23 protein-coding genes are annotated in these 24,306 nt (G+C 40.8%); 14 read left to right on the top strand and 9 right to left on the bottom strand.

What is annotated here, in order from left to right; translation table 11 throughout:
• Positions 1–17 precede the first annotated feature (17 nt).
• Positions 18–1,013, top strand: coding sequence for a thiamine-phosphate kinase (gene thiL, locus PL8927_RS16225; RefSeq protein ID WP_083623727.1), 996 nt, complete (start codon positions 18–20; stop codon positions 1,011–1,013).
• A gap of 153 nt (positions 1,014–1,166) precedes the next feature.
• On the opposite strand, the gene PL8927_RS16220 is transcribed toward thiL, so the two are convergent.
• The 6 genes from PL8927_RS16220 to apcA form a co-directional block, all read right to left on the bottom strand.
• Positions 1,167–2,186, bottom strand: coding sequence for a type I glyceraldehyde-3-phosphate dehydrogenase (locus PL8927_RS16220; RefSeq protein ID WP_083623523.1), 1,020 nt, complete (start codon positions 2,184–2,186; stop codon positions 1,167–1,169).
• Between the two features lie 212 nt (positions 2,187–2,398).
• Positions 2,399–5,956, bottom strand: a complete 3,558-nt coding sequence (locus PL8927_RS16215; RefSeq protein ID WP_083623521.1) for a WD40 domain-containing protein — start codon at positions 5,954–5,956, stop codon at positions 2,399–2,401.
• A gap of 62 nt (positions 5,957–6,018) precedes the next feature.
• Positions 6,019–8,145 (bottom strand): hypothetical protein, encoded by a 2,127-nt coding sequence (locus tag PL8927_RS16210; protein WP_083623519.1) that lies wholly within the window; start codon positions 8,143–8,145, stop codon positions 6,019–6,021.
• A 184-nt stretch (positions 8,146–8,329) separates the two neighbouring features.
• Positions 8,330–8,533, bottom strand: coding sequence for a phycobilisome linker polypeptide (locus PL8927_RS16205; protein WP_072720266.1), 204 nt, complete (start codon positions 8,531–8,533; stop codon positions 8,330–8,332).
• Positions 8,534–9,208: 675 nt separating this feature from the next.
• On the bottom strand, positions 9,209–9,694 hold the full coding sequence (gene apcB, locus PL8927_RS16200) for an allophycocyanin subunit beta (protein ID WP_083623514.1): 486 nt from the start codon (positions 9,692–9,694) through the stop codon (positions 9,209–9,211).
• Between the two features lie 68 nt (positions 9,695–9,762).
• Complete coding sequence (gene apcA, locus PL8927_RS16195; RefSeq protein ID WP_083623510.1) at positions 9,763–10,248, bottom strand: allophycocyanin subunit alpha; 486 nt, start codon at positions 10,246–10,248, stop codon at positions 9,763–9,765.
• A gap of 768 nt (positions 10,249–11,016) precedes the next feature.
• Between apcA and PL8927_RS16190 the strand changes: the two genes are divergently transcribed.
• The 12 genes from PL8927_RS16190 (at position 11,017) to PL8927_RS16135 (ending at position 19,857) form a co-directional block, all read left to right on the top strand.
• A complete protein-coding gene (locus tag PL8927_RS16190; RefSeq protein WP_083623725.1) occupies positions 11,017–11,541 on the top strand; it encodes a thylakoid membrane photosystem I accumulation factor in 525 nt (174 codons plus the stop codon).
• 120 nt (positions 11,542–11,661) lie between these two features.
• Positions 11,662–11,844 carry a DUF3285 domain-containing protein gene (locus PL8927_RS16185; protein WP_083623507.1) on the top strand — a complete coding sequence of 61 codons (183 nt, stop codon included), beginning with the start codon at positions 11,662–11,664 and terminating at the stop codon, positions 11,842–11,844.
• A 37-nt stretch (positions 11,845–11,881) separates the two neighbouring features.
• Complete coding sequence (ybeY, locus tag PL8927_RS16180) at positions 11,882–12,436, top strand: rRNA maturation RNase YbeY (protein WP_083623722.1); 555 nt, start codon at positions 11,882–11,884, stop codon at positions 12,434–12,436.
• 98 nt (positions 12,437–12,534) lie between these two features.
• Positions 12,535–13,050, top strand: a complete 516-nt coding sequence (locus PL8927_RS16175; RefSeq protein WP_083623504.1) for a diacylglycerol kinase family protein — start codon at positions 12,535–12,537, stop codon at positions 13,048–13,050.
• 3 nt (positions 13,051–13,053) lie between these two features.
• Positions 13,054–13,641: an anthranilate synthase component II gene (locus PL8927_RS16170; protein WP_083623501.1), complete on the top strand. Its 588-nt coding sequence runs from the start codon at positions 13,054–13,056 to the stop codon at positions 13,639–13,641.
• A complete protein-coding gene (locus PL8927_RS16165; RefSeq protein WP_083623498.1) occupies positions 13,638–14,441 on the top strand; it encodes an MBL fold metallo-hydrolase in 804 nt (267 codons plus the stop codon). The genes PL8927_RS16170 and PL8927_RS16165 overlap by 4 nt, the downstream gene beginning before the upstream one ends.
• Positions 14,442–14,748: 307 nt before the next feature.
• Positions 14,749–15,309, top strand: a complete 561-nt coding sequence (locus tag PL8927_RS16160; protein ID WP_083623720.1) for a fasciclin domain-containing protein — start codon at positions 14,749–14,751, stop codon at positions 15,307–15,309.
• Between the two features lie 27 nt (positions 15,310–15,336).
• A complete protein-coding gene (locus PL8927_RS16155) occupies positions 15,337–15,933 on the top strand; it encodes a fasciclin domain-containing protein (RefSeq protein ID WP_083623496.1) in 597 nt (198 codons plus the stop codon).
• A 48-nt stretch (positions 15,934–15,981) separates the two neighbouring features.
• Positions 15,982–17,175 carry a tetratricopeptide repeat protein gene (locus PL8927_RS16150; RefSeq protein ID WP_083623494.1) on the top strand — a complete coding sequence of 398 codons (1,194 nt, stop codon included), beginning with the start codon at positions 15,982–15,984 and terminating at the stop codon, positions 17,173–17,175.
• A 144-nt stretch (positions 17,176–17,319) separates the two neighbouring features.
• Positions 17,320–18,381 (top strand): N-acetyl-gamma-glutamyl-phosphate reductase, encoded by a 1,062-nt coding sequence (gene argC / locus PL8927_RS16145; RefSeq protein ID WP_083623491.1) that lies wholly within the window; start codon positions 17,320–17,322, stop codon positions 18,379–18,381.
• A gap of 177 nt (positions 18,382–18,558) precedes the next feature.
• Positions 18,559–19,077, top strand: a complete 519-nt coding sequence (locus tag PL8927_RS16140; protein WP_083623489.1) for a DUF262 domain-containing protein — start codon at positions 18,559–18,561, stop codon at positions 19,075–19,077.
• A 33-nt stretch (positions 19,078–19,110) separates the two neighbouring features.
• Positions 19,111–19,857 carry an MAE_28990/MAE_18760 family HEPN-like nuclease gene (locus tag PL8927_RS16135; RefSeq protein ID WP_083623487.1) on the top strand — a complete coding sequence of 249 codons (747 nt, stop codon included), beginning with the start codon at positions 19,111–19,113 and terminating at the stop codon, positions 19,855–19,857.
• A 43-nt stretch (positions 19,858–19,900) separates the two neighbouring features.
• Here the strand turns inward: PL8927_RS16135 and PL8927_RS16130 are convergent, their stop codons facing one another.
• The 3 genes from PL8927_RS16130 to PL8927_RS16120 form a co-directional block, all read right to left on the bottom strand.
• Positions 19,901–20,683 (bottom strand): SDR family NAD(P)-dependent oxidoreductase, encoded by a 783-nt coding sequence (locus PL8927_RS16130; protein WP_083623483.1) that lies wholly within the window; start codon positions 20,681–20,683, stop codon positions 19,901–19,903.
• A 182-nt stretch (positions 20,684–20,865) separates the two neighbouring features.
• On the bottom strand, positions 20,866–22,641 hold the full coding sequence (locus PL8927_RS16125) for a sensor histidine kinase (protein WP_083623481.1): 1,776 nt from the start codon (positions 22,639–22,641) through the stop codon (positions 20,866–20,868).
• The gene (locus PL8927_RS16120; RefSeq protein ID WP_083623478.1) at positions 22,638–23,573 is read right to left on the bottom strand and encodes a phosphate/phosphite/phosphonate ABC transporter substrate-binding protein; all 936 of its coding nucleotides are present in this window, start codon (positions 23,571–23,573) and stop codon (positions 22,638–22,640) included. Before PL8927_RS16120 ends, PL8927_RS16125 begins: the two co-directional genes overlap by 4 nt.
• Positions 23,574–23,851: 278 nt before the next feature.
• On the opposite strand from PL8927_RS16120, the gene PL8927_RS16115 reads away from it, so the two are divergent.
• Complete coding sequence (locus tag PL8927_RS16115) at positions 23,852–24,256, top strand: hypothetical protein (protein ID WP_083623475.1); 405 nt, start codon at positions 23,852–23,854, stop codon at positions 24,254–24,256.
• Positions 24,257–24,306: the final 50 nt, after the last annotated feature.

The following is a 24,306-nucleotide window of genomic DNA, read 5'->3' as shown; positions in this document are numbered from 1 at the left end:
ACCTCAACACCTCAATAATGTTAGTTAAAGAGATTGGAGAACAAGGTTTATTGGCAATTGTGCAGGGTTTTTGTCCCCCCGAAATGGTGGGAGATGATGCGGCGATTTTGTCGGTTCCTGGGGATCAATCCTTAGTCATTACAACGGATATGTTAGTGGATGAAGTGCATTTTAGCGATCGCACAACTTCCCCAATTGATGTGGGATGGCGTTCAGCCGCCGTTAATTTATCCGATCTCGCCGCTATGGGTGCTTTTCCTATCGGAATTACCGTCGCATTAGGAATAACAGGTGATAAATCTGTTGCCTGGGTTGAACAACTTTATCAAGGATTAACCGAATGTTTAAGCCACTACAATACCCCAATAATTGGCGGTGATATTTGCAAATCTTCAGTAACTTGTATTTCAATTACCGCCTTTGGTACTGTTAACCCCAAATTAGCAATTAAGCGTTCTGTAGCGCGTTCTGGGGATATTATTATAGTCACTGGATATCATGGCGACTCCCGTGGCGGATTAGAATTACTGTTGCATCCTGAACTCGGAACAGCGTTAACTTCCGATCAACGATCATCTTTAATCCGAGCCCATCAACGTCCTCAACCCCGCTTGGATATTTTACCGAAACTGCAAACTCTGTTAGCCTCCTATCCTTCCACTGCTATTGCTGGAATGGATAGTAGCGATGGACTCGCGGATGCGATCGTTCAAATTTGTCGCGCATCCAAACTCGGCGCCAAAGTACAACGCCGTCTAATTCCGATATCAGAAACCTTACAAACCTTTGTTACCCCTCAACAAGCCCTAGAATGGGCATTGTATGGCGGTGAAGACTTTCAACTGGTGTTGTGTCTACCTCCAAGTTTAGGTGAAACTCTGGTTCAACAATTAGGAACAGACGCCTCAATCATTGGTGAGATCACATCCAACCCCAAGATCCTGTTAATCGATGATGCTGAACCCTCAACTGTTGAAGAACTCTCTCTCAGCCGAGGATTTCAGCACTTTTAATCATAACCGGGAGTTATGAATGGTTAATTTAAAATTAAATATTCAAAACTCGAAGCCATCATCTGCCAGAATGAAATCGGAGTCGGGCGTTTAAAGTTCTGGTTTCCCCACTGAATCCACAAACTGAAAACGCAGCCTCTCTCCTGATTCAATCTACGCTTTCCAATTTTTAGCGACTAATTCGGCCAAGTCAACGACCCGTTGGCTATAACCCCATTCGTTGTCATACCAAGCCACCACTTTCACCATGTCGCCACCCATAACCATTGTTAAGCTGGCATCCACAATAGAAGAAGCATCGTGTCCCTTGTAGTCCGAAGACACTAAAGGCAGATCGCTGTATTCCAGAACTCCCTTCATGGGGCCGTTTGCAGCTTCTTTCAGTGCTAAGTTAACTTCTTCGACGAAGGTTTGTTTTTCTATCTGCACCACTAAGTCCACGATAGAAACGTTAGGGGTAGGAACCCGGAAGGCGATCCCGTTGAGTTTCCCTTTCAGTTCAGGAATTACTAAAGCAACAGCTTTCGCAGCACCCGTAGAAGTAGGAACAATATTCACCGCAGCGGCTCTGGCCCGACGCACATCCCGGTGACTAGCATCTAACAGACGCTGATCTCCGGTGTAGCTGTGGGTCGTGGTCATTGTTCCTTTAATAATACCGAATTTTTCATGCAACACTTTAGCAAAGGGAGCTAAACAGTTGGTGGTGCAACTGGCGTTACTCAGAATCCGGTGTTGATCGTGATTGTAGTCCTGGTCATTGACTCCCATAACAAAGGTATCGACACCTTCTCCTTTCCCAGGAGCCGTGATTAGAACTTTTTTGGCTCCGGCGGTAATATGCTTAGAAGCTCCTTCCTCTGTGATAAATACCCCAGTGGATTCAATAATTAAATCCACACCCCATTCTTTCCAAGGCAAATTTAATGGGTTACGATCAGAAACACATTTAATGGTTTTGCCATTGACGATAATGGAATTCTCATCGGCTTTGATGTCAACGCCTTTGAGTGTACCCAGCATGGAATCATATTTCAGCAAATGAGCATTGGTACTGGGATCAGAAGTATCATTGATTCCCACGAACTCTAAATTGCTATTTTGCCGAGTTAACCAGCAGCGTAAAACGTTACGTCCAATCCGTCCAAAACCGTTAATTGCGACTTTAATCACCTTGTTCCTCCTAACAATGGCATCGCCCAAACTAGGCTAAAGTTTAACTGGGTAGATGTTTCTATTCTATTGACCCCGATCATACCGTAAAGGCTGTCGCATTCTTCGGTTTTCTAGTAGGGAACAGGGAACAGGGAACAGGGAACAGGGAAAACCGAAGAAAAACATTTCACCACCCTCTCTCCCTGCTCCCGGTGCTCCCCCTGCCTCTCCTACCTCCCCTGCCTCCCCTGATCCCTATTCCCGTCTATCACATCGTCGCACAAATGTCTGTCGCTCTCTTCTAAGTCCCCATTGGTCTGTAAATAATCCCTTACCCAGTTACATCCATGAACAATCAAATGATCCAGCGATCGCACTTGCTGAAGATTCCACAGAACAACGGTACTATCCTCACTCGCAGAAGCCAGTTTCTGGCCGTCAGGACTAAAGGCGAGTTCCCAAATTCCTCCAGTGTGGGCTTTCAGGGTTGTTAATAAGGTTCCGTCTCGTTGCCACAGTTTAACGATGCCATCCCCACTTCCAGAGGCAAGGAGTTGTCCATCAGGACTAAAGGCTACCGCCCTCACAGGCTCATTATGTCCTTTTAAAGTATTGACTAAAGTGCCATTAAGTTTCCAGAGTTTCACCGTCTTATCATCACTGGCACTGGCTAAAAGTTGGGACTTTGGACTATACCCGATTGACCGAACCAGCATTTGACTGGCTTTAATCGTTCTCAACAACTGACCGTCTTTTGTCCAAAGTTTCACCGTGCCATCTCCACTACAGGAGGCGATCTCCTGACCATCGGGACTAAAATTAGCGACCCACAGACCCGCTTGATGTCCCTTGAATTGCCGGAGTAAAACCGGAGTTTTCCCCTCAACGTTCCAGAGTCCAACGGTTCCATCTCCACTGGCGGTGACCAGTCGGCTACCATCGGGACTAAACTGGCTTTTTCTCAGTGCCCCTTGATGTCCTTGGACGGTTGATAGCAATTTCCCATCCCTTGTCCACAATTGCAGCATTCCATTGATACTGGCAAGAGCTAACCGTTTGCCATCGGGACTAAAAGTGACTCCCATAAAGGCGTGATTGGTTTTTAAGATGCGTAGAGGCAGTAACGACTGTATCCCCTGGCTCATGTCCCAGAATTTGACTGTTCTATCCAGACTAGCGGAAGCCAAAATTTGACTATCGGGACTAAAGGCAACGCTAAACACTCCAGTTTGATGGGCTTTTAAAGATTTAAGTAAGGGGTTCTCTAATTTCCAGAGTTTGACTGTATTGTCCGAAGAGGTAGAAGCCAGGGTTTGACCATCAGGACTAAACTCTACATCCATGATCATCCCCTGGTGTCCAGCAAAGGTACTGCGGAGTTGGGGATGGTTCCAGATTGGCCCCACTCGTTGCCAGAGTTTAACGGTTTTGTCATCGGATACGGAGGCTAGTTGCTGGTTATCGGGACTGAAAGCCACATTCATGACCATGCCTTTGTGTTGTTTCAAAGTCGCCAGTAGAACAGGGATATCTCCCGAAAATTCCCACAATTTCAGGGTTCCATCCGCCGAGGCTGTGGCAATGGTATTACCTTGGGGATTAATCGCTATACCGAGAATTACAGCATTATGACCCGGAACAGTGGTTAAGAGTTGACCGTCAACCTGCCAAATCATCAGTTTCCCATCTTCTCGACTCGCCAGAATTTTTTGACTATCTGCGGTAAACGCCTGTGCATAATTAATCCCGTTCCCCGTGATCAAGGTTCTGATCAGGGTTCCATCTCGTCCCCAGAGTTTTACTTTCCCATCTTCACTCCCAGAAGCAATCCATTCCCCATTGGGACTAATCTCTACATTTTGAACCACCGCCTGATGACCCCTTAAGGTATGGAGTAAAGTCCCATCCCGTGTCCAGAGTTTAACCGTGCGATCGCCAGAACCGGAAGCGATCAGTTGACCGTCTCGACTGATGGCCACACCCCCCAATAGTGCCTGATGCCCTTTCAGGCTTTTCAACAGTCGGCCTGTTTTTGTCCACAGATTAACGGCATTATCCTGACCAGCGACGATCATCAGTTCTCCATCGGGGCTAAACGTAATTCCACGAGTTCCAGCCCAAGGTTTGGACAAGCGGTTATATTCATCGGCTCCTAAAATCCCTTGCTGAAGGGCTAATTCCACCTGGGTTTGAGTTTCAGGATCAACTTGACCTAACAACAATAGTTTTTTTCGAGCGCGTAATGCTTCAATTAAGGCATCTAAGCGACGATTAGAGGCAAATAACCCTTCGGAAGAGGAGGCTAAGGCTTGAATTTCACTAATTCGAGCTTTTCGTTCACTAATAACCACTTTTCGATATTGCCAAAAATTCGTTAATCCCAAACCCGTGACGGTAATAAACGCCACAATTAACGCCACCAAAAACAATTGTTGTCTCTTGGCATTTTTTTCCACTTCTTTGAGTCGTTGGGCTTCTAAAGCTTGTTGAACTTCTTGTCGGTCTATGGCCTCACTCGCGCTTAAAAATTGATAATCTAAATAACTTAAACTTTTGTCTTGTGCCCACTTTTGAGCATCTTTTAAGGCTTTTCCTCGTAATAAACGAGATTGATCTGTTTGCTCCGAGGCTACCCAATCTTCTAACATTTGCCAGTAAGGACGAAGTTTATTGAATTCTTTTTCTACCCATTTCAGATTAAAAACTTCTTGATAGATCCGATTTTTGACTTTTAGAGATTGATGATCTTGAATCACTAAACCTGATAAGATCAGTTCAATTTTTTCTCGGCTATCATCAACGGTTACTTCTATTCCTTTTAAAATTTGCTGATAGATACCGAGGAGTTTTCCGGCTTTATGTTCGTTTCTGAGCAGGCGATCGCGGATGGTTCTTAAATGTTCGGGTTCATCCTGTCTTTCCCAATTTTCGATTAGATATTGTCCCACAATAGACTCAACTATAAATGCTTCATTTCCAGGTAAAATTGTTAACTTAGAATGGGGATTTAGTGTAATTAATTGAAAGATTAATTGACAAAATTTATGGGTTAAAAAAGGTTGCCCTGCTGTCCAAGTTAAAATTTCGTTTAAAATTGCTGTTCCATTCTCACACTGATCATTTAATCCTAATGCTAAAGGTTGAGCTTCATCAAAGGTAAAGCCGGAAAGATGAATCGCTCTCCCAATATTAAACGGGGTTCGATTTCGATCTTGAATTAAATCGCTCGGTGTAGCTACTCCACAAATTGCCCAAGTAATTCGATAATATTTTAAATCAATTGATCTTTTATTATAAAAGGATCGAATCAGGGCAAACAAATCATCAACTTCAAATTTTAAACTTAAAACACTATCAATTTCATCAATTAAAATAATAATATTTCGCTCAGGAAAAGATTCTAATAAAATATCTTCAATAAAATATCCCAGTCTTTGAACTAAAGATAATTCTGCATTGTCCAACCACCAAGCTTTTAAATTGAATTGTCCAAATAAATTAAAATATCTACATAACTCGGCAACAATTCCTTTATACCACTGTTCGGGAGTAACCGTTTCACTCCCAATCACCGTTAAATCAACTGTCGCACACAGAAAACCTTGCTCTTGCAGTCGATGAGTTGTTCGCACTAAAAGGGAAGACTTCCCCACCTGCCGACAATTAAGAATATAACAAAATTCTCCCTTTCTTAAAGCTTCATATAATTCTTTATCTGCCCTTCTTTCAACATAACTCGGTATATAAGTGGCAAGACTCCCTCCGACTTGATAATAGGATTTAATCATCTCAAGTGTTGACGATTGACGGTTAACAGTTGACAGACAACAAACAAACACAAACCCCCAAATTAAAGGGGTAAAGAAGGCGAAGGTGGGGGATTAACTGAACCCTCGATGGTGATTTTGTTGCTTTCTCGTTGGGTTTGCATTTCAACGGCGATCGCTTCAAATAATACTTCTAAACTACTGTAAGGAATTTCTAAATCAATCGTGGTTTCAATTTGATCAAACCCATTCGGTGAAAATTCTGTTAACCACCGAGGCCCATCAACAACACTGCGCGTTTGTCGATCAAATAACCAAACTTTGACATAAATTCGGGGTAAACCATCGGGAAGTCGCACCCGAACTTTTACCAATCTTCCCGCAACAATTTCTGTAGTTAATACCTCAATTTCAGGATCTGGAACCTGTTGATCCTCTGGTAAAACGTAGGGAATGGGTTGATTTGGAGCCGGGATTTCGGGTTTAATTGCCTTGGAGGTTTTTCGTTTAGGAAAAAATGCCGAGGGAGATTCTAAAGGTTCATCATCTACTACAATTTCTTCTAATTCTTCCTGTGCATGAATGATTTCAGGGAAGGACGAAGGCGCTATTTCTGATGGGGTTTGATCGGAACGTTTAACAATATTAGTCGCAGCATTAAACGGAATTTCTGGTAGAGGATTAACGTTAGCGCGTTTAACCCATTGTGACCATTCTTGATCCTGCGCTAAGGAATTTAACCGCGACCAAAACCGATTATTCAGATCCAATGCTTGAAACGCTTGCTGAACTTCTGGAGCAGGTTTGGGTTTAGTTATGGGGTCGGATATTTCTACTGGATTTGGGGCGGGGATCAATTCCGATGAACTCCCTACCAATAGCGGTGAAATTGAAACTGGGGTATCTGTAGAAATTGATTCGGACATCTCAACATCCGTTGATGAACCCTCAGAGCCCGTAACCTGCTGAGTCGTTGAACCCTGGCCGAATGTCGGTAAATCTAAGGGTGTAGAAGGTCGAGATTCAGAAGCAGAATAATGAATTTTAGGAGGAAGAATAGCAGCCGTTTCCGAAGTTGAGGATACCGTAGAAACAGGTTCAACCGTCTTTGTATTATTCATCAAGTCGGGTAACTCCAAAACCCCCAGATCCAAGGTAGAAAGGTCAGGGAAGTCTTCTTGATCCGTTTCTGTGCTAAAACCCTGATCAATCGCTTCCAGGAGATGTTCAACCTGGGTAACAATGTTAAAGGATTGGGTCGTCACTGGAGCCCCATCATCAGAAAAGATCACTTCCCCTAAAATTAAACGGGTTTTACATTCAAAAGGAATATAAACTACACCCGAAAAAAATAGGGGAAAGTCAGAAAGGGGAAGGGGTTGGATCACCTCAAATAACGGTTCTGCGGTTTGGGGATCGCGTAAGCACAATTGCAGCGCTGGGGAAGCAAGGACAGGATAAGTAGAGGTAGAAGCTGGAGACGACGGGGTAGAGGTGGAAAGTTCGACTCGTCCAAATACGATTAAGGCTTGTCCCAAACGAGCCACAAAGGAATCTTGGTCTAAAATTAGGTGTAGAGAATTCAGAGACGTGTCATGTAGAGACGTGTCATGGCACGTCTCTACAGCATCAAGGGGTTGGGGGGATTCTTCGGGGAGTGGTGCTTCCGAGACTGGAGGCGTGGGTTGTGGGGGTTCAGAAACAGGATTGAAGCGAGAGGTCGGAAACTGGACAACTTTAGAGGAGGGTTCTGGTGTGACCTCAATGGAGGTTGTTTCTGTGGGAGTAATATTTACGGTCTGCGGTTCGCTATCCGCCCTATCGGCCGTATCCCCAAAGGGTTGATCAAAATCTTCGGCCTCTGTGGGCAAAACCCGTAATTGTATCGTTCTTTTACCAACGGTTGATAATAATCCAGACGTGAGTTGAGGCGAGCAAGAAAACTGCCAATTTCCCGGTTTTAGGGAGGTGTAAGGCATCACCACCATTAAGCCTTCGGAATTGGTGGTCAATGTCCGAGTTTGAACTTGTTGAACGGGTGGAACTGCATCCAGATCTTGGTAGATAATCCGAACATCGATGGAAGTGTTTGTATAGCCAGAACGGGCTACCATCCGGTAGCGTCCTTCTAAAATTTCAACATCGGGGGATTCTAAGGTCAGCCAACTATTATCCCCTTCTTTTTGGACTAAAAATTCCCAACTTGCCATTTCCCGCCTCTATTCAGGTGGTTTTTTGTCTCTCCAATATCATAGCGGAATAGGAGTCAGGAAATAGAAGGAGGCAGAAGGCAGGAAGCAGGAGGAATAAAGAATTAAGAATAAAGAATTAAGAATAAATCTTTTTTCCTTTTTTCCCATTTCCCTCTACCTTCTGTCTCCTGCCTCCTGCCTTCTACAGTAATCCTGTATTAGTTCCTGGCTTGCCAGTTGCCAGTTCCACTTTGACAATTTTACCGCCCATTTTCATGATCCGTTGTTGTTCTTTGAACCAATTGTCATAGGGAACTAACTTTGTAAAGTAAGTATTTTGTAATTCCCGTTGGGTACGAATCCGGGTTTGGCTTGGGACACAAGCTGTTACTTTAAACATCCGCATGAGGTTCGTCTCTCCTGAGCAAATTTAACAAGTTTTACATCAATTTGTGAACTACCCAACACCAACGCTCTTCGCTTAGGGTGTGGGCTGCTAATTTTTTCGGGGGTCGCCTCTAAAACTCCATAATTTATGTAGGTCTTACACTCCCTCAGTGAGCCAGAGTCCTTCCAAGACCCAATACTTTATTGCTGCACAGTCCGTTTAGCTGGGTTGTCGCTTAGGGTGATGCTAGGCAAAAGTTGATTCCAACTTGACACTCCCTGTGCCTGAAGGCGTGGGGATTCTGGGTTCAACGAAACCACTTAATCAAAGTACCTTTGGGTGCTTTAACTAGAGGTGGGATTCTCCCCCAGCTAAAGAGCGGATATGCCCTACCCTATTCGCATTGCTGCGAGTTCTTTTATAATTTGTATTTTTGGGTCGCCGCTCATCCTAATCCCAACGTTCCTGATGGTTTGAGACTTCTGGCTCCGATTTTGTTAAATGCTCAAAGGCCGGGAGTCAGAAGTCAATACTAGCTCGCTAAAACTTATCAGGAATAACAGACAAGCCTTTGGCGGTCTAGCACTCACTCCAGACTTCCCTAGCCTTGAAGGGGGTGTAGATTTTGGATTGGGAATTAAACGAGCAATGAATGCTTCGCCGAAATTCACCATCAAAAACCTAACATCGGTTTTAGCTTAAGCCAGAGGAGATATAGTCAAAGTAAATGCCCATCTCTTTGCCAGCATCAGCGCCCACTAAACTAGCGGTCACTTCTTTCATGGCTTGGATGGCTTGAACGGTAGAACCGATGGGAACGCCCAGAGAGTTATAGGTTTCTTTCAAACCGTTGAGAACGCGCTCATCGAGAATGGAAGGATCGCCAGCTAACATAGCGTAAGTGGCATAACGGAGGTAGTAGTCTAAGTCGCGGATGCAAGCAGCATAGCGACGGGTGGTGTACATATTTCCACCAGGACGGGTGACGTCAGAGTACAGCAGAGATTTGGCTACTGCTTCTTTGACGATGGTGGCTGCGCTAGCACTGATGGTGCCAGCAGCACGAACCCGCAGTTCGCCAGTGGCGAAGTAGGCTTTTAATTTGCCCAGAGCACTGGCATCCAGGTACTTACCTTGAACGTCAGAAGAATTAATTACGGAGGTAATGGCGTCTTGCATGATGGTTCTATTTCCTTGTAGTCGCTGAATCTAGGAATCGGTTAAAAAATGTGATAAAGCAATCGGAACTATGACATTGCACCGATCACATAGTCGAAGTAAGCTGAGGCTTCGGCTGCATCTTCACCAGATAGCAGACCAGCAGCAACGTTCTTCGTAGCACGAATTCCTTCGACAACGGCTTCAACGGGGGTACCTAGAGATCTGTACATTTCTTTAGCACCAACGATCCCGATTTCTTCGATGGGGGTGACATCACCCGCAACGATTCCATAGGTGACCAGACGTAGATAGTAGTCGAGGTCGCGTAAGCAGGTAGCGGTCATTTCTTGGCCATAAGCATTGCCACCAGGGGAGACCACATCAGGACGCTTCTGGAACAATTGGCTTCCAGCTTCTTTGATGATGCGCTCACGGGCTCCTGTCAGCGTTTCGGCAATGCGAACGCGACGCTCACCAGAGGTAACAAAGGCTTTAATCCGGTCTAATTCACCGGGGCTGAGGTAACGCGCTTCGGCGTCGGCATTAACGATGGATTTTGTGACGATACTCATTTTCTACAAAAAGCGTTTAGCTAACGTTTTCCAGATTGACACTCTCCCGAAAACCCATGTAACTGAGTTGGAGAGCCTCATCGTTACCGATGAGCGTTCCTGCTTGTTCAGATACATTCTGGATCAGGCATGATCTTAGAGTGTATCTGCTTTTTGACACTCTCAGGTCTAAAAACGCTGAGATTCTTGAAGAAGCTATAATCTGAGCTTCAAAGGTGCTGACAAACCACCTCCACCGATTGCGCTTAGATTTAACTCTAAGCACCGCCACTAATCGATTTCACCCAACTCTGATCGAGGGGTAATCGGCAACAAAAATCTATCGGTTCAAGATTTTTACTGCTTCTCTACTAGGGCGAGTTGGGTAGCTGGTGTGGACAGTTGCCCAATACCGTTACTACCTATCGCTTGTATTTTGAGGCATAGAGCCCACATTCTTAGCGGGATTGTAATAGTTTTTAACATTACAGGGGGATTGGGTGTTGACCGTTGACTGTTGAGCGTTGACTGTTGGGTGTAATTAAAAGGGCTGATATTACTCTTGTATTTAATATTTTGATCCCGGTTTTCTATATACAATTGGATTAATTCTGAAGGGGTACTCACTTTTGTAAAAGACACCCTAAAAATGTAACAATAGTTTCCGTTTCTGATTTCAATGACTGTCTTGATAATATGCGTTTAACTCGATTGAATTGTCTCCTGTTCAATGTCCTGCAACCCGGCTTTCAGGGTTTTAAGAGGTTCAAATCCCTCCTCATTGCTTTTGTGCTGACCAGTGTATTCTTTTTTACCGCTATACCCTCAGCATTAGCGGGGCTGGATGATGATCACTTTGATGGTAATATTTTTGCGCTCTATGCCGGGAATGGTTCTTTGGTTCCCCCCAGAGTCACCTTAACAGAATCCATGAACCAAGGTAGACCCTCATTATTAGTCTTTTTCTTGGACGATAGCAAAGATTGTAAAAAATATGTCACAACAGTATCTGAACTTCAGCGTTTTTACGGAAAGGTGGCTGACTTTATTCCGGTCAATGTTGATACCCTATTCCCCGATGCTCAAAATTCACCCCAGCAACCGGGTTATTATTACAAAGGCTATGTTCCCCAAACCGTATTAATTGACCAGTCGGGGAAAGTGATTTTGGATCAAAAAGGACAAGTTGCCTTTGAAACCATTGATGATGTGTTTCGCCAAGTCTTTGATTTACTGCCGCGTTCCGAATCCGTTGCCCTGCGGCGTCGTTCTTTCAACGAATTTAACACGGAGTTAGTCAAAACCCAAAATTAAATATCTCTGGGAGATTACGGAATATAGACTCGACCGAGCGATCGCTTCATAAAATGTAACATTTTTGTTAAGATCGAGTCAGTCGATCTATTTTCCCCTGTCAATCTTCCAACTCAAGCCATGAATACCCCATCTTCCCCTGACCTCCAACCCCAAGTTAAACCCAACGAACCCCCACCCAGCTATGTTAAATTAGCGATGCGAAATATGGTTCGCAAAGGGGGAAAATCCCTATTTCATTTGGGATTAACCACAATGGGTTTGTTAGGATTTCTAATTGGAATGGCTTACCTAACTCGCTAATCCTGTTGATTTTTATTAAATTTATCTACTAATGAGTGTGCAGGTTGAAGTTAATATACAGAACTGTTTTTGGGATGAGTCTGAGTTAGAAAACCCAGAAAATGACTCCAGTAAAGATAATATTATGGAGTCTTCCCCCGTTACGATTGATTGTCCATTGAACGTAACAGAATGGGAAAATTGGTTCCAAATTTGGTTAAATCATTTACACCCCTATCTTCCGACTGCATCCAGTTACGAGTTAAGCTTACGGTTAACGAATGATACGGAGATTCAAACCCTCAATACTGAGTATCGCTCCCAAAATCAACCAACGGATGTACTCGCCTTTGCGGCATTAGAGGTCAATTGTCCCCTACCCGCAGAACTATTGTCTTCTCAATCGCTGTATCTAGGTGATATTGTAATCTCGGTGGAAACCGCTCATCACCAAGCTCAACAGCAAGGACATTCCCTAAAAACCGAGTTAGGATGGTTAGCAACTCACGGTTTATTGCATCTTTTAGGTTGGGATCATCCTGATGATGAAAGTTTAACTCAAATGTTAAATCAACAACGGGTGCTACTAGAAACGATTGAGTTAACGGTTTAACAGGTGAATTCAAGTTATCAAGAAAACTGTGATCAATTGCTTCCTAGATTCAGATATAAACCGACTAAATGAAAGCGTAGTGAGTAAAGGATTTACTAATGAATGCCGAAAAACCCTCTCTTTCAACATTTTCCACTCCGTTGATTTCCCTTCCTCAAGGAACAACCCTATCTAAGTCTAATCTTTCAGATGCTATGGGGAAAAAATATGACCGGGAATTATCGTGGAAAATAGCTTCTAATTTATTAGTTAGCTTTAAATATGCTTGGACAGGAATTAGTTATACCTTTAGAACCCAAAGAAACTTTCGGATTCATACTATTATTGGAACCCTAGCAATTAGCTTGGGTCTTTTTTTGCATTTAACAATAATAGAAATAGCAATTATTGGCTTAACCATTGGTGCTGTCATGACCATGGAATTATTAAATACAGCCATAGAATCCGTTGTTGACTTAACCGTTGGACAGTCTTATCATGATTTAGCTAGAATTGCCAAAGATTGCGCGGCGGCGGCGGTTTTAATCTCGGCTATCGTGGCATTATTTGTGGCTGCAATTTTACTTTTACCCCCTCTGATTACCTGGATTAATGTTACATTAATAGGAGTTTAAACATTGATTATTGTTATCGATAATTACGATAGTTTTACTTACAATATTGTTCAATATTTAGGAGAACTGGGTGAAAAATTACCGATTGCTTCTGAGGTTCAAGTATTTAGAAATGACAAAATTTCTATAGAAGAAATTCGCCAGATGAAACCCGATGCGGTGGTGATTTCTCCGGGGCCAGGTCGTCCAGAAGATGCCGGAATTTCCCTAGAATTAATTCGAGAATTAGGGCCAACTTTACCCATTTTAGGCGTATGTTTAGGTCATCAAAGTATTGGTCAAGTGTTCGGAGGTAATATTATTTCCGCGCCCGAACTCATGCACGGAAAAACATCTCCCATCCATCATACAGGTGTGGGTGTTTTCCAAACATTAGAGAATCCTTTCACAGCCACTCGCTATCATAGCTTAGTGATTGAACGGGAAACCTGTCCTGATGTTTTAGAAATTACAGGATGGGTAGAAGACGGGACAATTATGGGCGTTCGTCATCGGGACTATCCCCATATTCAAGGAGTACAATTTCACCCCGAAAGCGTTCTGACCGCTTCTGGAAAACAACTCTTAAGAAACTTCCTAGAACAGATATGAAACGGCGAAAATTAATTCAATTAACAACAACAACGCTATTAACAACGTTAGCAACTGGGTTAACGTCTCAATGGCAAAAATCTATAGCCCAATCTGCTTCAGAAAATACTTTAACCGCCCAATGGTTAGGACATACTTCCTTTTTATTTACAGGGGGAGGATTAAGAGTTTTAGTCAATCCCTTTCGCCAAATTGGGTGTACCAGTGGTTATCGCAGTCCGCAACAATTTAAGACCGATTTAGTCTTAATTAGTAGTCGCCTATTAGATGAGGGAGTGATAGAAGGATTTACGGGAAATCCAGCTTTATTATATGAGCCCGGTGTTTATCAATTTAATGGGGTTCAAATTCAAGGAATTCGCACGATTAAAGACCGATTTGAAGGGCGAAGATTTGGCGTTAATGTCGCTTGGTTATGGAAACAAGCCGGAATTAAAATTTTACATTTGGGAGGACTAGCTGGCCCTTTGGGAATGGAAGAACGGATTTTAATTGGTCGCCCTGATTTAATGTTAATTCCGGTTGGCGGAGGTGCGAAATCCTATACTCCCGAAGAAGCGAAAAAAACCATTGAATTTCTCAATCCTAGAATTGTGATTCCTACCCATTATCGAACTTTAGCAGCAGATGTAACCACCTGTGATATTGAACCCGTTGATAATTTTTTAACCTTAATGGCGGGCACACCCATACAAATCCTACAAACCGATACAATCACCTTAAGCGCCGATAATTTACCGAAACAAAGCCCCGTAATTGATGTTTTAAGTTATAACTTTGATAATAATCCTAGGAGTTAGGTATGGGTTAATTGTTGACTGTTGACGGGTAGGGGCGGGGAGACCCAAGGAGTATCAACTTAAGGCTAAAAGTAGGCGCTCAAACCAGAATTTCCTTGATCTGATCCCAAGTCAATGATCCCCCCTAACCCCCCTTAACAAGGGGGGAACCGGAGATCCAAGTCCCCCTTTTTAAGGGGGATTTAGGGGGATCTGTTCTCGGCTGTAATCACGGGTTTTCGGCTTAAGTTGACACTCCTTGGGGAAGACACCGCCCCTACAAATCGGTGACAACTAACAACTGACAACCGACACCTCTATAACCATGATGACGATTCAAAATTACTTTCAAAAATTGAAACAAATAACTGCATTTTTGGGTGTTGTTGGAGTAACACTATTGGGGAGTTTTCCCGTTGAAGCTCAACTTTACCCTAACACCCTAACAAACTCCGTCAAAATTGCTCAAATTCCCGCTACAACTTCCCTGGATATTGTTGATACGGTGGTAAGTGCGGGAGAATTTACAATTTTGACCCAAGCCTTGCAATCGGCTGATTTAGTAGATATCCTGAAAGGAGAAGGGCCATTTACATTATTTGCACCGACGGATAAAGCGTTTTCAGAACTTCCGCCAGGAACTTTAGAAGAATTACTCAAACCGGAGAATAAAGCCCAATTGGTCAAGGTTTTGACCTATCATGTTGTTCCGGGAAAAGTATTGTCAACTGACCTCAAATCTGGGGAAGTTGAAACCGTAGAAGGAGATACAATTAAGGTCGAAGTGGGTACATCGGTAAAAATTGATAATGCAACAGTGATTAAAGCTGATGTTCCGGCGAGTAATGGGGTAATTCATGTCATTGATACTGTAATTTTACCGAACTAATTTAGACACTTTAGAGAGGATTTAAAAATGAACAACTTAACAGAATATCAAAACTCAGGTAAACGGGTCGGACTTCTTAGCATTTTGAGTCTCCTAATGTTAGGAACAATTTCCCCCGTTGTCGCCGCAGAAGTTCAGATGTCTCCTAATTCAAAACTCATTGACCGCCAAAATATTGCCCAACTTCCAATTCCTAAAGAAGTAATTAAAGCGGTTGGTGGAGATTTAGCTAGTATTATTTTATCCGATGACCGTTTTACAATTTTAGCCGCGATTTTACAAACAACCGGATTATTAGAGGCTCTAAAAGAGGGAGATTTTACAATTTTTGCCCCAACAGATGAAGCCTTTGCTAAATTACCCCAAGAAATTTTAGAGGCTATTCTACAATCAAAAGACTTGAGTAAAATCACTGACATATTAAAACATCATGTCATTCCAGGGAAAGTCACAGCAACGGATTTAAAAGCAGGAGAAGTAACAACTTTAGAAGGTAATTCTATTACCGTAGGGACGGATAATAATCAAATTCTGGTAGAAGATGCAACGGTGATTGATTCTGATATTCCGGCGAGTAATGGAGTGATTCACGTTATTGATAAAGTCATGGTATTACCCGAATAAGCTACAATTAATCTTGATTGCATCTAAAAAATAACTTTATTCTCGGTTATGAAATTAAGCCTTTGCATGATTGTCAAAAACGAAGAGGAGCATTTAGCGAAATGTTTAAACAGCGTTAAAGGCATTGTTGATGAGATTATTATTGTAGATACGGGTTCAACGGATAGAACTCCTAAAATTGCTCAACAATTTGGGGCGAAAGTTCATTCTTTTGACTGGTGTGATGATTTTGCAAAAGCCAGAAATGCTGCCTTAAGTTATGCAACGGGACAATGGATTTTAGTCTTAGATGCGGATGAAATGTTAGCACCGGGAATAGGGATGCAACTGCATCAAGTGATGCAAAACCGCGATTTAATTGTTATTAACTTAATTCGCCAAGAAATCGGCGCGAGTCAATCTCCTTATTCTTTAGTGTCTCGATTATTTAGAAATCATCCTCAAATTTGTTTTTCTCGTCCCTATCATGCAATGGTGGATGATAGTGTTGCCGAATTAATCCGCCAAAAACCTCAATGGAAAGTCGGAAATTTACCGAATATTGCGATTTTACATGAGGGATATCAAGCAGAAACTATCACTAAACGCAATAAATGGCAACTGGCAAAATCCTCAATGGAACGTTACTTACAAGAACATCCTACAGATGCCTATGCTGCGAGTAAATTAGGGGCTTTATATGTCGAAAATGGAGACTTATACCGAGGAATTGAATTGTTAAAATTAGGCTTATCTCAAGGAAGTGATGAAGGAGAGGGGGTTTTATATGAACTGCATTATCATTTAGGAATTGCTTATGGAAAACAACAACAATTCACTGAAGCAAAACACCATTATCAACAAGCTATTGATATTAATATTTTACCACAATTAAAGCTAGGAGCTTATAACAATTTAGGGAATATTTTTAAACAAGAAGGGGAGCTAGAATCGGCTAAAATAGCTTATCAAACCGCGATAGAAATTGATCCAAGTTTAGCGATCGCTCACTATAATTTAGGCATGACTTTAAGAGCAATGGGGGCTTATCGAGAAGCGATCGCAGCTTATCAAAAAGCCATTGAACTTAATCCCAATTCTGCTGAAACCTTCCAAAATTTAGGGCTTCTATTATTAGAAATTGGTCAACTCAGCGATAGCTTCATTATGTTTAAAGCCGCTATTGAATTACACGAACAAAACAACTCACCCGAAGCAAAACGCTTGCGGATGGGACTAGAGGAAATGGGTTTTCGAGTTTGAGAAATTCCAGAGAAATTCCAAAACAGTTTTCCAAACTTTTACAGAATCCGCTATCATGCAGCAAAAGCTTGTCCTGAACCCTGTCCTGAGCCCTGTCGAAGGATTGTCGAACGGATTATGTGATTTTCTTAGGAGTTAGGTAATATGGGTAGTGCAGAACGGATTCCCGTCGGAATTGTAGGAGCATCGGGTTATGGTGGTGTGCAACTGGTTCGCCTGTTACAGGATCATCCCCTGGTGAAAATTGCCTATTTGGGGGGTGATAGTAGTGCTGGAAAACCCTTTTGCAGCCTCTATCCCCATTTGAATGAATGTGTGGATTTAGTGATAGAACCCATTGATATTGATAAAATTGCCTCTAAATGTCAAATTGTATTTCTATCTCTACCCAATGGTTTAGCTTATCAAATGGCTCCAAAATTGCTGGAAAAAGGATGCAAAGTATTAGATTTATCGGCAGATTATCGATTTTCTAATTTAGACATTTATAAAAAATGGTATGGGGGGGATCGTCAGGATCAAGCGATCGCAGCATCGGCTGTTTATGGCTTACCTGAACTTTATCGAAATCGCCTTTCTACGGCGCAATTAGTCGGTTGTGCAGGCTGTTATGTTACCGCCAGTTTATTAGCCCTTGCACCCCTATTAAAACAGGGATTAGTTGATCCTGATACTGCTATTATTGACGCTAAATCAGGAACTTCTGGAGGCGGTAGACAGGCTAAAGTTAATATGTTATTAGCAGAGGCTGATAATTCTATTGGAGCTTATAGTGTGGGGGGTCATCATCGTCATACCCCAGAAATTGAAGAAATTTGTAGTGATTTAGCCGGACATGATATTTTAGTCCAATTTACTCCCCATTTAATGCCAATGGTACGGGGAATTTTAGCAACGGTTTATGCAACTTTACGAGATCCGGGGTTAGTTCGAGAAGATTTAATTACCATTTACAAAGCATTTTATCGCAATTCTCCTCTGGTGAAAATTTTACCCGGAGGTACTTATCCCCAAACAAAATGGGCTTGCGGAACAAATCTTTGTTATTTAGGAATTGAAGTCGATCAACGCACGGGACGAGTTATTGTTATCTCAGCTATTGATAACTTAATTAAAGGTCAAGCCGGACAAGGGGTGCAGTGTATGAATCTTATGATGGGTTGGGAAGAAACATTAGGTTTACCGCAATTGTGTTTCTATCCTTAAATCTTTGTAGAGACGTGCCATAGCACGTCTCTACAAAGGAATTATTTCTTAGGTTTAAACTGTTTTTCCACAATACTAACAATTGCACCTGAGCCCCGTTTTTTCATATTCGTTGTAATATTTTTATGATTTGGCTATAATTTTAAGAATGACTGTTTCAATGAAGGGCGAGGTCTTATGGTTAAAGCAATTCAGCAAGACAGAATTACTGCCGCCGAACAGCAAATTGAGGATAGAAGGCAAGAAATTGACTATGATACTAAAGAATTCACAATAGAGATGATCGTCAATAAATACTTAGAGAAGGATGATGATGATGAAAGCGAGATTTATATACCTGATTATAAAAGAGAGTTTGTATGGGATATTAATCGTCAATCTAAATTAATTGAATCTATTATTCTCGGTTTACCTATCCCTCCGCTCTTCGTGGCTGAAATAGAAGAATCTGGAAGGCTAGAAATTGTTGATGGCTCTCAAAGAATTATAACTCTTGCAGCTTTTCTCAGAAACCAGTTGCGATTAACTAATTTGAAAACATTAGATTCCTTGAACGGTTTTTACTTTAGAGATTTTGCACCATCACGCCAGAGAAAGTTTAAGAATACTCCTCTTAGAATGATTATTCTTTCAGACAAAGCCAGTGAAAGCGTAAGAAATGATATGTTTGACCGAATCAATACCACTAGCCATTGACGATGTTAAAGATACCCTGCTTAAGCACAGTCTATGAAAGATTTCATCAGGGAATTTCACAAGCGAGTAGCCGAGATTAATAAATATTTTGAGTTAGTAGATAGGATTGAAAACCTAGGGCCTTTTTCTACGAACTCAATCAGTTTTCCATCAGGTGAGTACACAGTTGATAGCGAGCTTCAGAAAATCCTGAAATCTCATTGCTATTTACTTTTATACAACTTAATTGAATCTTCGATTAGGAATGGGATAATTGCAATCCATGATGCGATTTTAATGGATCAGCTAACTTACCGAGATTTAAGTGAAAAAATTCAGAAGTTATGGTTATTAAATGATCAAAGCAAAAGCTTCATAGCTTCTAATATTAAAAAGGAAACTATAGCGAATAATCTTCAAGATACAATTAGATCAGTTATAAAGAATGAAATAGTTACATTAGATCAAACTAATATTCCCATATCTGGCAACCTAGACGCTAAGACAATTAAGAAACTTATAGATATGTATGGTTTTCACGGTAATCTAGGAGTTCCTGACAAAGAAATAGATGATATCCTTAACTTTATAGTTAAGATACGATGCGATTTAGCTCATGGAAACGTTTCATTTTGTGACGCATCAAATCAAATTATTTGGAAAAAGTCTGGTGACAATGCTGATGATCACAAAAGTGAATTCAGATACTTGATTGATGATAAAGAAAATGTAGTTAAGTATCTCACTCATCTACTAAAAAACATTAATGATTATATTGATAATAAGAAGTATAAGTTGTAGGGCTGAAGCCCTATAATCTTTGTGCTAAAGCCCAACAACAAGATTATTTCTTAGGTTTAAACTGTTTTTCCACAATACTAACAATTGTATCCCTGGGGAAAAATCGAGGTAAATTAACAATAAATTGGTTACTAAAGCCTCCCGTTACTAAGGTTGAAAAGTCTTTTTGTAACGCTTGTAACGTCTCTTCAACTACTTCCTCCGCCGTGGCATAATTTTGTCCGGCGCCTGCAAAGGTTTGAGGAAATTCTGCTTCTATAAAAAAGTTAGATTCTGTCGGCCCAGGACAGACGACTAAAATTCTCACCCCAGAGTCTTTATTTTCTGCCCATAATGCTTCAGTAAAGGTCAAAACAAAGGCTTTTGTTCCAGAGTAAACAGAAGAATAGGGTAAAGGTTGATAACCCGCAATAGAAGCCACATTAACAATTGCACCTGAACCCCGTTTTTTCATATCTGTTAAAAAAATATGAGTGAATTCAACTAAGGCTAGAATGTTTAATTGAATCATGCTTAACTGTTTTTCTAAGGGTCGATCAACAAAGGCTCCATAATCTCCAAACCCGGCATTATTAATCAGTAAATCAATGGTTAATCCTTGTTTTTGGATAGCATCAACCACAGATTGTACTGCACCCGGTTGGGTTAAATCTTGAGGAATGACATGAGCTTTAATCTGATATTGAGTTTGAAATTGTTCCGCCAGTTGTTCTAATTTATCTTGAGAACGAGCCACTAAAACCACATCCATTTTCCGAGAGGCCAGTTCCTTCGCAAACGCCGCCCCAATTCCAACAGACGCTCCTGTAATTAACGCAGTTTTCATTAATAATCAATCCTAGAATAACTTTCTTGTCAATAATTGTAACGCATTCTTAATATTTTGTTGCTGTTGAAACTGTTTTTATTGACACATCTTTGAGTTTAGTATTGGCGGGGTTAGGATTGTGGATTTTTAATAATTATAAAACGGTCAGAACCTCTGTTCAAGAAACTCAAAATTAATCTTCAGTTGAGTTGTTTGGTTTTAGGTTTTTCTATTATTTCTAAGGGTGATATTTTGGGGAGTTTGATGGGAATTTTGATCCTAAATTCTGTTTTTTGACCGAGTTGGGAATCACAGGTTAATTCTCCTCCGTGTTTATCAACAATAATTTGATAGCTGACGGATAACCCTAATCCGGTGCCTTTTCCCACGTCTTTTGTGGTAAAAAAGGGATCGAAAATTTTCGACTGAATTTCGGGAGGAATACCAGACCCATTATCAGCAATCCGAATTTCAATTTCATTGGGTGAAATTAGGTGAGTGCTAATTGAGATTGTGGGGGAGATCAGGGGAGTTAAATTAAGTTGTGAGTTGGAGGCTAAATTTTGAGGATGATTTCGGTCTTCTAAAGCATCAATCGCATTCACAATAATATTCATAAAGACTTGATTTAGTTGGCTGGGATAACATTCTACTAATGGTAAATCATCATAATTTTTAATCACAGTAATGGCAGAAGGATAAAAATTAGATTGTAAGCGATGATGTAAAATGAGTAAGGTACTTTCTAAATTTTTGTGAATATCTACTTTTTTACAATCGGCTTCATCTAATCGAGAAAAGGTTCTTAACGATTGCACAATATCTTTAATTCGAGTTGCGCCAAATGCCATTGATTCAATAATTTTAATAGCATCTTCTTGGAGAAAATCAAAATCAATTGCTTCTATAAATTCTTGAATTTCAGGGACAGATTCAGGATAATATCTCTGATAAATAGAAATTAAATAGATTAAATCTTGTAGATAATTATTGACATGGGTTAAATTCGCCGAGATAAAGGTGACAGGATTGTTAATTTCATGGGCAATTCCTCCCACCATTTTTGCTAAACTTGACATTTTTTCCAGTTGAATAATTTCTTGGGACAGTTGTAGTTGTTGCAAGGTTTTATGTAAATCGGCTTCAGTTTGAATGCGATCGCTAATTTCTTGATTGAGTAAATTATTGGTCTGTGTAATTTCTCTAATTTTCTCCTCTAAATTCTGATATAATTCTGATAATTGGGCTGCCATTTGATTAAAATAGTTGCCAACTTCTTCAATTTCATCTCCTGATTGAATTTTTACTTGATAATACCAATCACCTGCACCGAGTTTCTGAACACCCAATCGTAACTCTCGAAAGGAACGAATAACCGGAAGTAAAATTAAGGCAAATTGTAAGGCAAAAACCAGAAAAATTATTCCTAATATTAAGGTTTGAGTAAAAACAACGGTTTGTTGAATTTGCAAGACTTGTGCTTCAGCCTGTTTCTCTTGTTGTTGAATACTATCCACTAAAAAATCTAGGGAAATCTCAATATTTTTACTAAAGGAATTAATCGCTCTAATATCCTGTTGTAATCGCGGCAAATCAATTTTTTGATACTCTTTTAAGCTATCAGCTAACCGAATTAATTCTTGATGTCGTCTGTGAATTACTTCTAAATCAGCAGAAGCAGGAAGTAGAAGTTGCAGTTCTTGTAACGTGATCTGAAACTTAGATTTAGACTTCTGATAACGCACCATATCCGTTGGATTATTACCTAAAAGTAAATAATCCTTCAGAGCAACAATTTCATCTCTAGCTTCAATTTGTAAGTTTAAAATCCGATTTAAAGTTTGGCGAGTTTGTTCTCGACGCTCTTTTAAAGCCATCTCTGATTGCATAAACAAAGATTGACTACCATTAAACAAAATACAAACAAAACTAAAGACAAAAATTGAAGAGCCAATAAATTTAACAGAAATTTTCATGGGTTTTGAGTAGGTTTTTCTAAAAAGGTTTGAAGTTTGCGAATCGGCTCATAATCTTCATCTTGAACTACAGTGTAACCCGTTGCTGTTATTCCTCCTACATTCAATAACCCTTCGGGAGCATTAATTAAAGCTCGCTGCAATTTAGTTTTTAGTTCTGAGGGTAAACTGCTAGAAATTACAAAGGGAGAATTGGGGATTGGCTGAGATTCCCAAATAGTTTTATATTGGTTTTCAGGAAGTAGATTCTGTTGTACTGCTTCAATATAAGCTGATTTGTTAACAGCGATCGCATCGACTTTTCCCTCGGCTAAAGCGATAATATTTTTATCATGTCCACCCGCATATTGCACCTCAGAAAAATCCCGATCTGGTTTCATTCCTAATTTTTTAAATTTAGCACTGGGAAATAGAAAACCAGAGGTTGATGAAGGACTAACAAAACTAAAGCGTTTCCCCTTGATATCTTCTAGGGTAATAATTCCAGCTTGGCTATTTACCACAATAACGCTTGTATACCAAGGTCGGCCAGTGGTTTTTTCGATATGAGCAACAATCGGTTCTAAATTAGGATTCCGTTGTTTCGCTTGAATATATGATAAAGGGCCAAGATAAGCCACTTTAACTTCACCCTTAACCAATAAATTAACTGCTGTTTCATAATCTTTTGTTAACTGAATTTTAACGGGTTGATGTAGTTCTTGCTTTAAATATTCTTCCAACTGTTGAATTTTATCCTGTTGTTCGGTTGAACTAACCCACGGAATAATCGCTATCTCTAATTCTGGATTTTGTTGTGAATTAGAAGGATTAGGAGCATTTGTTGAAGAAGATGGAGATACAACGGATGGGGAAACACTAGGGGTACAAGCAACGCTTGAATAAATCACTAAGGTTAAAACCAAGTTAAAATTAATTCTTGACTTTTTCATAATTTTTAACCTCTAAAATTAGCCTGAATTTGAGATCAAGCTTTAAGTGCTAATTTATATTCTATGAGCAAAATTACCCTGAATAGTGATCCTTTCTAAATTCTTGTCATCTATGATCAGGCTGAGTAATGCTGCTTAACTCAAATCATCAATGTGAGCAAGTTCTGACATTACCCCTCGGTTTGCTTATCAATTTGATTAAAAATTTTGACCGATCGGAAATTAATAAATGTTAAACTAAAAAGTAAAGTATGTAACAGGTCAAGTAAGGACTAACCATGTTATCCCAACCTAAATTTGATGATCGTGCGCTCAACGAGTCTTTTTATCAGGCGTTAATTGAACGTTTCCATGATACCCTACCCAACTCAAGCCAATCTCAACTGTTAGAATGCCGATTTGGTTTTGCTCCCAGTCCCACAGGAGTCAAAACCTTTTTTATTGTTAGCCCATCTTTATCGGTGGCGGAACAGTTGTTAGTGGATATCGATCAGATTGTTGAACGAGTGCAAACCTTAATGATTGGAGTTGGACAGGTAGCTTTGTGTATTGAACCTCAAAACAACCCTGTAGAAACTCCTTCCTCATCTTCGGTTTGTCACTCGTCCCCAGCTTTTCATCCTCAATATATGATGTGTAAAATCTTCCCGGTTGAGAGTTATTCTCTCAATTTAGACGATTAACACTGCTCAAAAAAGCTTACTTTCATCTCCCTAGAGGAAACCAGAAACGA

The organism is Planktothrix serta PCC 8927 (assembly GCF_900010725.2).
Lineage (GTDB): Bacteria > Cyanobacteriota > Cyanobacteriia > Cyanobacteriales > Microcoleaceae > Planktothrix > Planktothrix serta.
This window is presented reverse-complemented; position numbering and strand designations above follow the sequence as displayed.